Annotated in this window: 13 protein-coding genes; 9 read left to right on the forward strand and 4 right to left on the reverse strand. The window is 45.7% G+C overall.

Annotation, left to right across the window (positions count from 1 at the left end):
• Positions 1-13: 13 nt before the first annotated feature.
• From C1S73_RS19215 to C1S73_RS19230, 4 genes are read left to right on the forward strand one after another with little or no spacing between them, the layout of a single operon-like run.
• Positions 14-2,479, forward strand: a complete 2,466-nt coding sequence (locus tag C1S73_RS19215; RefSeq protein WP_081634770.1) for a fimbria/pilus outer membrane usher protein — start codon at positions 14-16, stop codon at positions 2,477-2,479.
• Between the two features lie 17 nt (positions 2,480-2,496).
• Positions 2,497-3,255 (forward strand): fimbrial biogenesis chaperone, encoded by a 759-nt coding sequence (locus C1S73_RS19220; protein WP_038868881.1) that lies wholly within the window; start codon positions 2,497-2,499, stop codon positions 3,253-3,255.
• On the forward strand, positions 3,255-4,295 hold the full coding sequence (locus tag C1S73_RS19225) for an adhesin (protein ID WP_038868883.1): 1,041 nt from the start codon (positions 3,255-3,257) through the stop codon (positions 4,293-4,295). Before C1S73_RS19220 ends, C1S73_RS19225 begins: the two co-directional genes overlap by 1 nt.
• A gap of 10 nt (positions 4,296-4,305) precedes the next feature.
• Positions 4,306-5,301 (forward strand): OmpA family protein, encoded by a 996-nt coding sequence (locus tag C1S73_RS19230; RefSeq protein WP_038868885.1) that lies wholly within the window; start codon positions 4,306-4,308, stop codon positions 5,299-5,301.
• A 113-nt stretch (positions 5,302-5,414) separates the two neighbouring features.
• On the opposite strand, the gene C1S73_RS19235 is transcribed toward C1S73_RS19230, so the two are convergent.
• Positions 5,415-5,801 (reverse strand): DUF2541 family protein, encoded by a 387-nt coding sequence (locus C1S73_RS19235; RefSeq protein WP_005434277.1) that lies wholly within the window; start codon positions 5,799-5,801, stop codon positions 5,415-5,417.
• A gap of 408 nt (positions 5,802-6,209) precedes the next feature.
• Here C1S73_RS19235 and C1S73_RS19240 point away from each other — a divergent pair, with 408 nt between their 5' ends.
• Positions 6,210-6,926, forward strand: a complete 717-nt coding sequence (locus tag C1S73_RS19240) for a GntR family transcriptional regulator (RefSeq protein WP_038868886.1) — start codon at positions 6,210-6,212, stop codon at positions 6,924-6,926.
• A 52-nt stretch (positions 6,927-6,978) separates the two neighbouring features.
• Here C1S73_RS19240 and C1S73_RS19245 read toward each other — a convergent pair whose 3' ends face one another.
• Positions 6,979-8,178, reverse strand: a complete 1,200-nt coding sequence (locus C1S73_RS19245) for an enolase C-terminal domain-like protein (RefSeq protein ID WP_038868887.1) — start codon at positions 8,176-8,178, stop codon at positions 6,979-6,981.
• A gap of 286 nt (positions 8,179-8,464) precedes the next feature.
• Between C1S73_RS19245 and C1S73_RS19250 the strand changes: the two genes are divergently transcribed.
• The 4 genes from C1S73_RS19250 to C1S73_RS19265 all read left to right on the forward strand — a co-directional run bounded on the left by C1S73_RS19250 (position 8,465) and on the right by C1S73_RS19265 (position 12,861).
• Complete coding sequence (locus tag C1S73_RS19250; protein WP_227740542.1) at positions 8,465-9,871, forward strand: PTS transporter subunit EIIC; 1,407 nt, start codon at positions 8,465-8,467, stop codon at positions 9,869-9,871.
• Positions 9,872-9,944: 73 nt separating this feature from the next.
• The gene (locus C1S73_RS19255) at positions 9,945-10,910 is read left to right on the forward strand and encodes a sugar kinase (RefSeq protein WP_038868889.1); all 966 of its coding nucleotides are present in this window, start codon (positions 9,945-9,947) and stop codon (positions 10,908-10,910) included.
• 16 nt (positions 10,911-10,926) lie between these two features.
• Positions 10,927-11,565: a bifunctional 4-hydroxy-2-oxoglutarate aldolase/2-dehydro-3-deoxy-phosphogluconate aldolase gene (locus C1S73_RS19260; protein WP_038868891.1), complete on the forward strand. Its 639-nt coding sequence runs from the start codon at positions 10,927-10,929 to the stop codon at positions 11,563-11,565.
• Between the two features lie 171 nt (positions 11,566-11,736).
• Complete coding sequence (locus C1S73_RS19265) at positions 11,737-12,861, forward strand: carbohydrate porin (RefSeq protein WP_038868894.1); 1,125 nt, start codon at positions 11,737-11,739, stop codon at positions 12,859-12,861.
• A 67-nt stretch (positions 12,862-12,928) separates the two neighbouring features.
• On the opposite strand, the gene C1S73_RS19270 is transcribed toward C1S73_RS19265, so the two are convergent.
• Entirely contained in the window at positions 12,929-13,360 is a 432-nt protein-coding gene (locus C1S73_RS19270) for a bactofilin family protein (RefSeq protein ID WP_081634771.1), read from the reverse strand.
• A complete protein-coding gene (locus C1S73_RS19275; protein WP_038868898.1) occupies positions 13,264-14,217 on the reverse strand; it encodes a M23 family metallopeptidase in 954 nt (317 codons plus the stop codon). Before C1S73_RS19275 ends, C1S73_RS19270 begins: the two co-directional genes overlap by 97 nt.
• Positions 14,218-14,670 lie beyond the last annotated feature (453 nt).

The following is a 14,670-nucleotide window of genomic DNA, read 5'->3' on the forward strand; positions in this document are numbered from 1 at the left end:
ACTGGTTGATAAAATGCGTCGTCATTTACTCGGTTTAATAATTGTACTTTCCTTTCCTTCTTTTTCTTACGCGACCAGCTTCAATGATTATTTTATAAGAAGTAAAAATAGTGTCGATTTAAGCAAATTCTCGAATGCGAACTTTGTGGAAGACGGTAAATATGAGCTAGAGGTTTATATTAATGGGGAGTTCTTAACCAAAGAAAATATTGTATTTAATAACAATAAACCCTGCATTTCTGATGCATTAATGGACAGCCTTCCTCTTAGCGAGCGTGGTTATAAAGTCTACAAAGAAAACGCGATCTCAGTTGATGGTGGTGTGTGTTATCAGTTTGAAGATGTCGGCTACACCAAAGTCACGTCCGATCTCGGTAAAGCACGTTTAGACATCACGACGCCTCAAGAATACATCGCGAATGAGTACAAATATGGCTTTGTGCCTGATCGGTTATGGGACGATGGCATCGCCGCGCTCTATCTGGATTACAACGTTAACTACTTTTCTAGCCAACAAGACGATGAAAACGGTTGGAATGACGATCTATCCACCTACGGCATTGTTGGGCTAAATGCCGGAGCGTTTCGCTTTCGAGCAAATTACCAAGCATCTAACAACTACTCGGGTGACTTTACTTCATTGTATGGCTACGCGCCGATTCGCAGCATTAAATCGAAATTGACGTTCGGTAATACCCAGTTTGGCTCGGACGTGTACGACTCGTTCCAAATGACGGGCGTTCGTCTGCAAAGCGATGACCAAATGCTGCCATCTAACTTGCGTGGTTACTCGCCAGTGGTCTCTGGCACGGTCAATACCAATGCGGTGATCACCATTCGCCAGCAAGGCAACGTACTTAAAGTAGTGAATGTGAATGCGGGGCCATATCTGATTGATGACCTATCACAAGCGTCTCAAGGTACGTTGGATGTTGAGGTCAAACAAGCTGACGGGACGATTCAACGTTACCAAGTGAACGGTGCAGATGTGCTGTACCTAACTCGACCTAATCATGTGCGTTATAGCGTTTCAGCGGGCGTACCGGACAGTGACGCTTATGAGCACACGCCAGAGTTCTTTTCCGCCGAAGCGTCCTATGGTGTCAACAACTACCTGTCGTTGTTCTCTGCAACGCTGCTCTCTGAAGATTACCAATCTTACACTTTCGGTAGTGGCATCAACCTGAATTACTTCGGGGCGGCTTCATTCGATATTTCTTCTGCGCAGGCGAAATTAGGCGACGACACGGATGCCTCTGGCTTGTCTTATGGCTTTACTTACAACAACACGCTGACCGACTTTGGCTTGGGTTTACGTGTGGCAGGCTACCGATTTTCGGAAGAGCAATACTACGAATTTGATGAGTATTTGAAGTCTTATGATGACCGCACTTCTTCCATCGTCTATGCCGCGAACAACAACCGCAAAGATGAAAAGTACATTGCACTAACCCAGAGCTTTGGCTCGACCAGTGCGTATTTGTCTTACACCTCAAACAACTATTGGGACAATCGCCGCGACAGTTCTCGTTACGACGTCAATATTTCGCATCCGTTGAAGATCAACGGGATCGATCTCTACTTAACGATGAACCTGTACAAGTCGAACGATTCATACATCAGTTACGACTATGAGTCGGGCATTAATGAATACTCGCCAAGCATTGACGAAAAAGGCTGGTCATTGGGGATCTCTATTCCTATTGGTGGCAGCAACACTGTCTCAGTTCAAACCAATTCACGCAGTGGTGACTACTCTCAAAACCTTGCCTACTCGGGATACAACAACGACGACGGTTCTAACTATCGCGTTGCTTACGATGTTTACGAGGGTGAATCCAACGGCGTAAGTGGCAACTACAATCGCGATTTCTCATTCATGTCGACGTCTGTGGGTGGCAGCTACAAAACCAACTCGTACAGCCAAGTAAACGCCAATGCGATGGGTACGGTGCTGCTTTCAAAACATGGCTTGGCTTACAGTGCACTTAACTCTGGTACGTCGCGCATTCTTATCGACTCGAATGTACCGGACGTCACCATTAACGGTAGCAACAACGAAGAAACCAATGCGTTTGGCTTGGCGCTGATCAATGGCGTGACGCCTTATCAAAAGAGCTACAACACCATCGATTACAAATCACTACCTGATGATGTTGAGGTGCTCGGCAGCGTTAAGAGCATGGTGCTGACCGAGGGTGCGATCGGCTATCAAAAAATTAAGGCCCGCCAAGGCAGCAACTTTATGGCGCGCTTGCAAGGCGAACAAGACATTCCGTTTGGTGCATTGGTGTTTGACGACGAGCTCAATCAAGAGATTGGCATTGTAGGGCAAGACTCAACAGCTTATCTGGTCGGCGTCAATCTCGATTCAAAAATCAGTGTGAGCTGGGGGGATAACCAAAGCTGCCACTTAATCATTGATGACTCAATTCTAAACAGTAAAGAAGTCATCCGTTCCGTTCATTGTGATAATTAATCAGTAGTTGAGAAGTTATGAAAAAATCAATTCTAGCCATCATGTGTTGTTTGATGGTCTCGGCATCGGCGAATGCGGCATTGGCTTTAGACCGAACTCGTGTGGTTTATGAAGGTAACTCAAAGGTAGAGACCGTCAAAATCAAGAACCCCGCTGACATTCCATTCTTGGCGCAATCTTGGTTGACGGACATGGACGGAAAGGATGTAGAAGACAAATTCATCGTTGTTCCACCCGTGCTGAGAATCGAGAGTAAAGATTACGCCATGCTGCGCATCAAATCTTTGCCAACCGCTTCCCAGCTGCCGCAAGACAGGGAAACGGCTTACTTCTTACATGTTCGCGAAGTGCCGCCTTCGGAGCATGAAAAGCACGATGATGCTGTCGCAGAAACTGCCAGTGGTTCTATCCAAATCGCGATTGAATCGGTGATCAAATTTTTCTATCGACCTTCCAGTCTGGACAAGATTAAGCGTGTCGATAAAGCGGTGGCGAGCGCGACCAAAATTAAGCGCACGGGCAGCAATAAGATCTTGGTAGAAAACGGTTCGCCATTTTACGTGACTTACTCTGAGTTGATGGTGGGGAAAGCGAAGAAAGACGCGACGGGTTTCACCCCTGTGATGCTTGCGCCGTTCACCAGCAGAACGTTGAAAGTAGAAAAAAGCGACCGATACACGTTAAGCCACATCAATGATTATGGTGCCACGGTGAGCAACACCTATTTCTGCAATTCAAAAAGCATTTGCACGGCCAAAGACGAAAGTGAGGGTTAATGATGAGAGCGTTATTTCTAACACTTTGTTTGCTCGTTACGGGGCTCTCAATGGCTCCCAATGCGTGGGCGTTAGCCTGCTACAGCACAGAAGCCGGTGGGAGTTTTGGTGGGAGTGGTCCTGGCGGTGTAAGCAGTTTCTACATTGATCCTTCTGCATCGGTACCCATTGATGCGCCTGATGGGCAAGTGGTATGGCGTGGCCCGTCTCAAACGGTGAATGTTACTTGCTATAAAGATGCGACGAATTTCCCTCACCTGAAGGATTTCCCCGAACAAGTGTTCTTTTGGCCCGGTAAAACGGGAGATACCGTCGTCCCGAATATTCCCGGTATTAAGGTAGGGTTTCGATATGAAGGCCGAGATATTTATGGTGTAAAAACGGCGGTCGATGGCTTTAGGGTTCCTCAGTGTAGTGCTAGTGAAGACAACAACGCTTGTGAATCACGCACTAAAACATCCAAAACCATTACATACCAGCCCATCATTGTTACGGGGCCGGGGGACTTCTCTGGATATAGCGCGCCGGTCAACATTTTCCAGTTAGATGGGGAGTTAGGTTACAACGGTGCGTATGCGAACTACCGCAGCGTAATTCAGAACATGGACATCCTTAAGCCTTCTAAATGTTTGGTTGAGCTGGAGATCAAGAACAATAACATCGACTACGGGCGCATTGGTGTGGACGATATTGTGCAAACCGAGCCTCGCCCTCTCACTATTATCGTTCGCAACTTAAAGTACGGAGCCGATTGTCCATCCGTTAAGCTACGTGGTTATTTTGATAACGTGCGTGATCTGACCAACCGATCTTATGTGCCTGTCTTTGACGAAAGCGGCAAAGAAATCAAATCCTACGGCATCAAGCTTTACACCCCAAGTGGTGAAGAGGTGCAACTTAATGAGCCTGTCGGTGATGGCTACGAAGTAGAGCAAGTCGGCTATGACCGTTACCTCGCCAAACTGGTGCCTTTCGACCCTGCCAACATTAAGAAAGGGAAGTTCGAGGGAATGGTGGTGTACACCGTTTCTTACTTATAGGGGAAGGCTTGTGAATTACAAACAAATGATTTTGTTCGCGATTTCTGTTTTTGCACTCTCCCCAGTTTTGGCACAAGAGGCTCAGCAAGTCGACGAACCCGAGAAAGGCGTTATCGATACTTTGGTATCCAATGGGTTGTATTTTCAAGTGGGAGGGGGACTCGCTCAGTTTAAAGACGATCCTTACAAGCACGACAACGACATCACCAGTTTGAAGTACAGCTTAGGTATCTCGACGCAGTCTTTTGATTATGAGTTAGGCTATCGCAGCTTATCGGACGGCAATGGTTTTGACATGAAAGGCTTGGACATTCTCGCCAAACACAAATGGTCACTGTGGCGCGATGGTGGTTTGTTTGCTGGTGTGGGTGGCTACGTCTACAACGCCGACATGGACAAGCCTCAGTTAGATTCACCGACAGAAACCAGCGGCGTGGCACCGTACTTGTCGGTGGGCGGTTACTATGCTCTGAGTGAGTACATCGACGTCTCGTTGCAATTCGACAATCTGTTTAATGTCAGTGTGCTCGATCAGTACTACGACAAAAAAGACACCGAGCAGTTGCGTCAGGTGAACTTGTCTCTGGTGCTTCATCCGTGGTCGAGCAGCAGTTACGATCCGCAACCTATTGAGCACATAGAGGATACGCCAGAAGAGCAAACCGTGATTCTAGCGGAGAACAGTCCGGTTTATAGCTATGACGATGCATCGCTCAACCCAGAGATGGAAGCTCAGTTGATGCAGTTGGCCACTCGAATTACTGAGTTGGAAAGCTATGAAGTGGTGGTGACAGGAGGGGCAGACAGTAAGCCTGCTTATCTGGAGTACAACAATCACTTAGCGAAAGAGCGAGCAAAAGTCGTGGCGGATTTCTTGATTTTGCACGGCGTGAAAGCGAACAACATTCGTCTTGAGACGTCAGTCATTGAACAAGAACATCGCGAGCAAGCCGCGCGCAAAGTCGAAATTACGGTCAATGGAACCGAATTGGTTGTGCCAGAATAAGAACCTTCTTCGTTTCTGACTGACAATAAAAATCCCTCGCCAATCGACGAGGGATTTTTGTATTCGTAGAGAGGAGGATACTCATCCCTTTTGAATGTCGAGATCAGTAACGATTAATCGTTCTTCTCTTTACCGTAAACGCGCACGCCCGCTTTAGAGCCTTCTGAGTTACCGTATACTTCGATGTTTTTCACACAGCGACGGTAACCGAAGTAACGCCAGTCGGTCATCTTGTCTTTCTTTAAATCACGGTGGAAGCGAATGGTTTTCTCGTCACCGTTTTGGAATCGCACAACGACCTTTCTTAGTTCTAGGTCTTTCTCTGCTTTCACTTTGATCGCGTTGGTGTTGCGACAAATCACCATTGGGATTTTTGCAGCTAGATTACCGTGCTCAAGCAAGATAGTACGACCTAAAGTGAATTTATCGTCTGCGTGTGCAGGAGCGATAAGTGTTGTTGCAGCCAATGCTGCCGTGATAATAGCGGTATAAATTCTCATTTAAAAAATCACCAAAACACAGGAGCGCGAATCATAGTCGAGCTCAATAAAATTCAGCTAGCAATATTTTTCTTTGTGAATGAAATTTCACAGTCCGCTGACTTTGATTGCATAAATGTGAGAATTTATCAGCCGAGAGCAAAGGCAAGTAAGGGCGTTGTCGGTGATATGGCGCGTTTAAAACCGATCTCTTAAAGTGCTTTCGATGCCAATGGTTATCTGTATGGTCTGAGTACAAGAAGGTGAGTATTCAAACTAGACAACGATGCAGTTCGTTTAAAAAGCCCCAATACTGAATAACTGAGCCTGTATACACTCTCTATTTTGCTTCTAAGTTTCGGTATTTTGATTATATTTATAAGTAAAAAATGGTATAAATTACTTATTGTCGATAATAATTGAATGCTTATGAAGAAATACGAAGAATTAGTTCAAGATATCATCAGTAAAATTTGCCAAAACGTCATCGATGTGAAGTTGCCATCTGAGCGTGAATTGGCGGAAAAGTATGATATCTCTCGTTTTTCGGTACGGAAGGCGCTGTCCAAACTTGAAGCGATTGGTATTGTGAAATCCAAAGTGGGTTCAGGTTATTTCGTTAATACCTCAATTATTGGTTCACCACTCATCTATAATTCGGTCACTGAAAATAAATTTGGTGAGATTTCATACAAGAAAATAAAGCTGAATAAACGTTTACCGACTACGCATGAAATGCAGATGTTTTCTATCGAGGAAGATGAATATCTGTGGAATATTAAACGTCTGCGATTAATTCAGGGGAAAGTGACACAAATTGAGGAAACAAAATTACCCGTAAGTATGTTTCCTAAAATTACCGAAGAGATTATTGAAAGTTCACTACAGAAACACGTATTGTCTCTAGGTTTAGAAATCGACAGTTATTTAACGAGTTATCAAGCAATTAACGTGTCAAAAGAAGATGCAGATTTACTCGGTTGTAAACGCAATAGTTCAGCGATGAATATTACTAATCGAGGATTCTTAAAAACAGGTGAAGTCTTTGTGGTGAGCGATATTATTGATATTAATTACCAGTGTACTTATCACACCAAGTTTAATCCCGAGAGTCTTAACTACCGAGATCAAAACGACCGCGAATAGCGGTCGTTTTTTTAGGTCTGCATTTAACGCCGTCGCTAGGACAAACAAGGCATTAAGGCGTGTGAATACTGCCGTCTGGCAAACGGCTTTGCGTCCATTCGTGTGGGCGGTATTCAACAGGGAAGTCCTGTGCCGCTTCGCGATCCATCTCCACACCGATACCTGCAATTTCAGATGCGTATAGGTAACCGTTGATTGGCTCTGCTGCGTTCGGGAAGACGCGCTGTGTATTGGCTTTGTACTCCACGTGTTCTTGAATCGCGGCGTTGTGCAGATGCACATTTAAGTGAGTGTTCACTGCGGCGCCAATCGGCGTCATATCTGGTGGGCAGTGCCAAGCAATACGAACGCCAAAGCTCTCACAGAAGTGACCGAGTTTCAATGCTGGTGTGATGCCACCGATTTGCGACACGTGGCAACGGATGAAGTCGACACGACGATTGATGATCAACGCTTTCCACTCTTCAGGGTTGTTAAACAGCTCACCCAAAGCCAGAGATACGCTCGATTGGTTGCGAATATTATCCAACCATTCTGTCTGACTTGGCGGCAAAATATCTTCAATAAAGAACGGGTTATACTGCTCGACTTGCTTCGCGAATTGAATCGCTTGGTTCGGGAACAAACGCTCGTGTACATCGTGAAGAATATGGAATTTCTTGCCATATTTTTCACGTAGGTTTTTGAACATTTCTACCGTGTTTTCAATATATTGGTCTTGGTCGTAGTAAGAGCCTTGGGTTGGATTTTGTGCCGTTTGAATATTTTCTGGCACACCGCCGTAGAAACCTAACTGACAGCGAATATGTTGATAACCCTGTTCTAGGTATTTATCGACTTGCTCATACAAGCCTTCCATCGTATCGCTGGTGGCATGCGTATATACTTGAATAGCGTCACGAGACTTACCACCAAATAATTGATGAAGCGGCATGCCGGCTATTTTTGCCTTAATATCCCAAAGTGCCATATCAACACCAGAAATAGCATTGTTGATCACTGGGCCATTGCGCCAATATGCATTGACCATCATCATTTGCCACAGATCTTCAATATTATTTGCATCTTTACCAATTAATAATGGCCTAAGATATTCATCAACCATGGTTTTTACTGCCAATGGTCGTTGTTGGAATGTCGCACAACCGTAGCCCGTTACACCAGATTCTGTTTTTACAATAACAGTAATCAGGTTATGTCTGTCTGGCTTGGTAATCACGCACTCAATATTTGATATGGTATTTTTGTTCACTTCAAACTATCTCTAGTTAACAGGATTTATTTTATATAAGCGTGAAAAAATACAAATTACAAGCGGTAAATTATGCTTAAATTTAACTGGTTCGTTCCTGTTTTGAATTCGGCAAGAAAAACGAACCAATTGGCGAAAAAAGCCGAAAATTTAATTTTTAGCCGTTTTAATGTGAGTTTAATCACTAATTTGTCGATTGGATAAATACCTCCAGTAGCTAAGATGAGCGCAGTGAATGAGCAGACAAAGCACATAGGAAAGTATGATGCAATTGACACAAACAAACATGGCAACTGGCGATGCGTCGTCAGGTAAGGCAGACAGCTTTAGCATGAAACTACAAGAATTGGTCGCAGCACTTGGCGGCAACGAGAACATTGCTAACATTACCCACTGCATGACCCGCTTGCGCTTCAAGCTGGTAGACGAGTCGAAAGCCGACAAAGCAAAACTTGAAGCAATTCAAGGCGTAAAAGGCGTGGTGCTTGGACAAGGTCAGACGCAGGTGATCATCGGTGTTGACGTTGAAAAATGGTACTTAGCCTTGTCTGGAGCAAGTGCTGCACCAGAAGATGCAGAAATCGAGCAAGAGAAAGGCAAGCTATTCCAAAACGCAATGCGCGTGGTAGCGGGCATCTTTGGCCCTGTCGTACCTGCGATTGCGGGTTCGGGCATGTTGATGGGTCTGCTATCGGGCTTAATTGCGACCAACGTGATTTCAGAAAGCTCGGATACGGTGTTCTTCTTCCGTTCGATTTCTCTCGCAGTATTCTTTTTCCTACCTATGTTGGTTTCTTTCTCTGCGGCGAAAGTGTTTAAAGTGAACGAATACATTGCGTTAGCAGTGGCTGCAGCGATGATGTCGCCTAAGTTATTGGAAAAAGCGACCATTCTTTCTAAAGCAGGAAATACCCCAGAGCTGAACGTATTTGGTGTGATTCCAATTGAGTTGCTTAACTATGGCGGCGCGATCGTGCCTGCGATTCTAGCGGTTTGGGTACTGTCCAAAATCACCCCTATGGTAGATAAGTTAGTTCCTGCTTCTGCCAAACCAGTATTCACGCCGCTACTTGCTTTCACTGTGACGTCAACTCTTGTGCTCTCTGTTGTTGCCCCTGCGGGGATGTGGCTAAGCAACGGCGCAGGTTGGGTAGTGAGCTCACTATTAGAGATCTCACCAACGCTGACCGGTTTCGTGTTTGGTTTGACTCGTCCAATTACCATTGTATTCGGTATTCACCACAGCATGACGCCAATCAGCTTGAACAACTTCGCGCTGTACGGAAAAGATTTGCTGATGCCAATTATGTGTTTGGGTAACCTAGGCATTGCAGGCGCGACCATGGCGATTTGGTACAAGCAGCGCAAATACGCAAGTAAAGAGCAGTCTTCAGTGACAGTGAGCTCAGGTGTCACCGCTATTCTTGGTATCACAGAGCCAGCGCTATTCGGCGTACTGACTAAGTACACCAAAGCACTGTTCATGGCGAGCTTAGCAACAGGTATCGTCGGCGCGATTTCAGTGACTATCGATACCCACTTAACAAGCTACATTCTTTCTTCGGTATTCAGTCTGCCAGCTTACTTGGCAAGTGGTACTCAGAACTTTATTCAAGCGGTATTGGGCGTGATTGGTGTGTTTGCACTGTCGTTCGCAATGACCATGATGTTCGTACGCATCGATAACAAGTAGTCCTTTCTTCTCTCTATGTAGGCCTGTCTTGTCTCACTTCGACAGGTCTACTCAGCATGCTTAAGAAACCGTTATGAAGACAATCTCAATACTTGGGGAATGCATGATCGAGCTGAACGGCAAGCCGTTTGGCGACATGCAGCAGACGTTTGGTGGTGACACCCTTAACGCGGCGGTTTACCTCAGCCGTTGCAGCCAAGCCCTAGACGCATCACCGCAAGTGCAGGTGCAATACGTCACCGCCATGGGAACAGACCCACTGAGTGACGGCATGGTGGCGCGTTGGCAACAAGAAGGTGTGGTTACGGAGCTAGTCTTGAGAGACGAAACGCGCACGCCGGGCCTATATCTGATTCAGTTAGATGACCAAGGCGAGCGCACTTTTCTTTATTGGCGTAATCAATCGGCAGCGCGCTACTTGCTCCAACACGCCGAGTTTGAACGTGTAGCTGAATCACTCAAGCTAGTTGATATGGTGTTTGTCAGTGGTATTAGCTTGGCGATTCTGCCGGAGAAAGATCGTCTCCAACTGCTTGATCTTTTGAGTCGCTTGCGAGCTAAGGGTGTTGAGATTGCTTTTGATAGTAACTTCCGCCCGACACTTTGGCCGCAAGACCAAATGAAGACTGTTCAAACATGCTATCAAGCGATGTACCAGACTACCGACTTGGCGTTGGTCACTTTCGATGATGAACAGCTTATTTGGGGTGATGCAACGGCGTACGACACAATCACGCGCTTGCAGAAGCAAGGGGTGAAAAATGTGGTGGTTAAGCTCGGTGCAGAGGGCTGTTTAGTCGCGGATTCAAATACATTTGAGCCTTACTCTGTGGCAACAACGCCCATAGACAATGTCATCGATACCACTTCAGCAGGCGATTCATTTAATGGTGGTTTCCTCGCGACGTACTTGTCTGGTGGCAACATCAAACAAGCGTGTATGAATGGGAATACCCTCGCAGGCACCGTGATTCAACACAAAGGCGCCATCATCCCACGATTGGCAACCAATACGGCCATTGCTCAGTTCAAAAAATAGATATACAGGAAACCACATGTCGAATTTAAAAGCTCAATTGAAAGCGTTAAAAGTGATCCCAGTGATCGCCATTGACCGTGCAGAAGACATCATCCCACTGGGTAAAGTGTTGGCAGAAAACGGTCTGCCAGCAGCCGAAATTACATTTCGCTCTGATGCCGCTGTCGAGGCCATCCATCTATTGCGTGAAGCGCAGCCAGACATGCTGATTGGTGCTGGTACGGTGCTCAATCGTGAACAAGCTATTGCAGCCAAAGAAGCGGGGGCAACCTTTGTGGTTTCTCCGGGATTTAACCCTAACACCGTTAAAGCTTGCCAAGAGATTGGTATTGATATTGTACCTGGTGTCAATAACCCAAGCGCAGTTGAAGCGGCGTTAGAAATGGGACTGACAACATTGAAGTTCTTCCCGGCAGAAGCCTCTGGTGGCGTCAACATGGTGAAAGCACTGTTGGCTCCTTATGGTGATGTGGAAATCATGCCAACTGGCGGTATCAATCCTTCGAACATTAAGGACTACCTAGCCGTACCGCGAGTGCTGGCATGTGGCGGTACTTGGATGGTCGATAAAAAGCTTATTGAAGCGGGCAAGTGGGAAGAATTGGCTCAGTTAACGCGTGAGGCGGTTGAGCTAGTCGCGAAGCAATCTGCTTAATTCTCGATAATCCAAATTTCCCTAACCGCGAGATTTACGGCGGTTAGGGGATACTCAAATAACAACAATAAATCTTAGTAAGCCTTTCTTTCTCAATAAGAAGGGGCGGGACTTTCTGTCTCTGAAATCAGCACATTTACACAATAAAATCTAATACATATAGGGTTTAACATGAACAAAGCACTGAAACTATCTCTGAGCGCCATCGGCGTATGCACGGCACTATCGGCAAATGCGGGCATTAGCATTGTCGACAACGAAGAAGGTAACTTTTCTATCGGCGGTGACGTTGAATTGAACTTCAACTATCAAGATCGTGAGTCGAACGATTCTGGCGATCAAGAATTCAACCAAGATGGTCGCGTACTGATCGAATTTGCCGGTGAGAAATTCACAAGCAACGGTCACTACGTCGGCGTGAAAGCGCAGCCTTTGTTTGAAAGCACTGGTGACGTAAATCTTGATGACGCATACTTTGAGTTTGGTAAGAAAGACAGTTGGGCAATCAAAGCGGGTCGTTTCGAAGCGTATGACATGTTCCCTGTTGGTTTGGATGTGTTCCTAGAGTACTCAGGTGATACTTCTAACGAGCTTTACACCGATGACTCGGCTTACACCTATCAAATGAAAGAAGCACGCGGTCGCGGATCTGATGGTCAGCTGATGTACAGCCAAAGCTTCGGCAATCTTTATCTGGAACTGAGCACCATGATTGGTGACCGTTCGGATCTTTTCCATGAAGGTACCGATGGCGGAACATACCACGGTCAAGCCATTACAAGCAGCAAAGACTCCTTCTTAGTACGCCCTGTTGTTGCTTACCAAATGGGTGATTTCAGCCTAGCAGCCTCGATGGAAACCAACCTCGTTTCTGATGCGGTGGTGACCGACCAAGGTGTTGATATTTCCGACCGTACTGGTTACGGCTTAACAGGTAACTGGACCAGCGGTGATTGGTCGGTGAATGCAAACGTGGCTTACCTAGATGCGGTTGACGAAAACAACTTTTCGACAGGAGTTAACGCTCTGTGGAAAGGGCTAGGTATTGGTTATGTTTACGCGCTAAACGAATACGAAAACAAAGAGATCAAAGACTGGGCAGAAGGCGATGTGAAGGTATCGACGCTTTACGCTTCTTACGAGTTCACGGACGTACTAGAGGTCGAGAACTTCTCAGTGCTATTGGGTTCTTACTTCACAACTGTGACCAACGATCTTAGCGCGAACTCACCAAGCGAAGCATTTAAAGAAGAAGACGATTTCGGTGCGCGTGTTCGCCTGTTCTACGAATTCTAATTTGGTCTAACGCAAGAATAGAAATAACTCAAAAGGGCACAGTCAGTGCCCTTTTTGATATTCTTAATTACGCGCTTTTGCGAGCTTGTGACTTATCGGTTTTGTTGGTTTCAGTGGACTTATCTTTTAGCGTCACCACTTCTTTTTCTGGTAGTTCTGCAGCCTCTCCGAAGAACTTACCGCCCGCTTCGATACTCAAGTTGTTACTCCAGATTTTGCCACTGACTCGTCCTTTCGCTAAAACCTGAATGTGTTCTGCATGGCAGTTACCATCAAGCAGACCATTGACGATCAGTTGTTTCGCGTAGATGTCGCCTTTAACACGGCCACTCTCTGCGACGATCAATGTCCCTTCGACGTGCAATTGGCCTTCGATGATGCCATCAACCTGAATATCGCTTTCTACTTTGAGTTCTCCGCTAACAGAACAGCCTTTGGCGATGAGAGTTGAAGCTGATGAGCCACTCGTTGTTCCACGGTTTTGATTAAAGATTCCCATCGTATTCTTCGCTCCTTGGTAAAGATGTCTTCAAAATTATTGAGGTTCCAATCCACGAATGGCCTTGGGTTTACGGCTCTTTCAATAAATCTCACTTCATAATGAAGGTGAGGACCAGAAGAGAGCCCGGTGTTACCAGATATGGCGATGAGCTGGCCTTTTTTGACGAACTCACCGGTTTTGACTTTGAACTCTTTCAAGTGGGCATAAGCGCTCGAAAAGCCAAAGGAATGCTGTATACGCAGTAAGTTTCCATACCCTTTACTACTTCGGCGTGTGGTCTCTATTACGCCATCAGCAGAGGCATACACTTTGGTACCAGTGTTAACCGCAAAATCTAATCCTCGGTGCATTTTTGTTTTTTTGGTAACCGGATGAACGCGCTTGCCAAACCCCGATGAAAGCCGTGCTTTACCGACTGGAGAGCCGTTGGGGATTTGGTTGAGCATCACCATTCGAACATTGGATGTGATAGCGGCGGTATCAAAGCGCGCATCCAAACTCTCAGTGTTGGATTCGTTGGCGACACCGAGCACTTTCTCCAATTCGCCCAAACGCTCCGAGACCAATTGAACGCGCTCTTCTCGTTCCGAGAGGTCATTCTCAAGCTCTGATTTCAGAGCCTTTAGCTCACTTAATTCCTGACCCATACTACGCGATTGCTCGGTTAACTTTGCTTGCTCAAGTACGGCGTCATCGACCTGAGAATAAAGATGATTGATCAAGATAGCGGTTGCGGTTAATCCCAAAATAAATGCCACCAAGCTCGTTTTAAAGTTGCGCTGCATGGTTTTGCTGAAGTACCAATGCTTAGAGCCATTGATGTTGGAGATAGAGATAGTCAGCTGATCTTTCATGGTGATTAATGGCGCGATAGATGTTCAACATTCGTTATTGATAGCTCTAGACTGTAAGTAAAAGTACGACCGTCTTCTAGAGGAGGAATCGACGAAAATGTCAGGTCGTGAGCTGTTTTCAGACAATAGAGAAAAATCGGTAATTGGATTTAATATTGCGTGGATTTTGGCCGGTAGGGTATGGCATTTATGAAATTTTATTGAGTAAGTTGCTAATAGTGTGGTTTCGCAGTTTAACCGACTTCACGGTTCATCTTATAAATGTTGGATATCTTAAGAAATTGGCATTCAGCAAATTGATAACTTTGTTTGGGGGTTTATGATGGCGTTGCACGCAAATTAACGTCTGAGTTCCCGAATGGTGATTCTCATCCTTTATGGCGTTCATTAAAGGCTTAATGCTCACTCAAACCTACTGATTGGTTTGAGGAAATAAAACCAAGACAACGGAGT

The sequence above is a fragment of the Vibrio jasicida 090810c genome, assembly GCF_002887615.1.
In the GTDB taxonomy this organism is placed as follows: domain Bacteria; phylum Pseudomonadota; class Gammaproteobacteria; order Enterobacterales; family Vibrionaceae; genus Vibrio; species Vibrio jasicida.

Coding starts and splice junctions, on each gene's coding strand:
- C1S73_RS19215 (WP_081634770.1), top strand. CDS start 14: ATGCGTCGTCATTTACTCGGTTTAATAATTGTACTTTCCTTTCCTTCT.
- C1S73_RS19220 (WP_038868881.1), top strand. CDS start 2,497: ATGAAAAAATCAATTCTAGCCATCATGTGTTGTTTGATGGTCTCGGCA.
- C1S73_RS19225 (WP_038868883.1), top strand. CDS start 3,255: ATGATGAGAGCGTTATTTCTAACACTTTGTTTGCTCGTTACGGGGCTC.
- C1S73_RS19235 (WP_005434277.1), bottom strand. CDS start 5,801: ATGAGAATTTATACCGCTATTATCACGGCAGCATTGGCTGCAACAACA.
- C1S73_RS19240 (WP_038868886.1), top strand. CDS start 6,210: ATGAAGAAATACGAAGAATTAGTTCAAGATATCATCAGTAAAATTTGC.
- C1S73_RS19250 (WP_227740542.1), top strand. CDS start 8,465: ATGGCAACTGGCGATGCGTCGTCAGGTAAGGCAGACAGCTTTAGCATG.
- C1S73_RS19255 (WP_038868889.1), top strand. CDS start 9,945: ATGAAGACAATCTCAATACTTGGGGAATGCATGATCGAGCTGAACGGC.
- C1S73_RS19260 (WP_038868891.1), top strand. CDS start 10,927: ATGTCGAATTTAAAAGCTCAATTGAAAGCGTTAAAAGTGATCCCAGTG.
- C1S73_RS19265 (WP_038868894.1), top strand. CDS start 11,737: ATGAACAAAGCACTGAAACTATCTCTGAGCGCCATCGGCGTATGCACG.
- C1S73_RS19270 (WP_081634771.1), bottom strand. CDS start 13,360: ATGGGAATCTTTAATCAAAACCGTGGAACAACGAGTGGCTCATCAGCT.
- C1S73_RS19275 (WP_038868898.1), bottom strand. CDS start 14,217: ATGAAAGATCAGCTGACTATCTCTATCTCCAACATCAATGGCTCTAAG.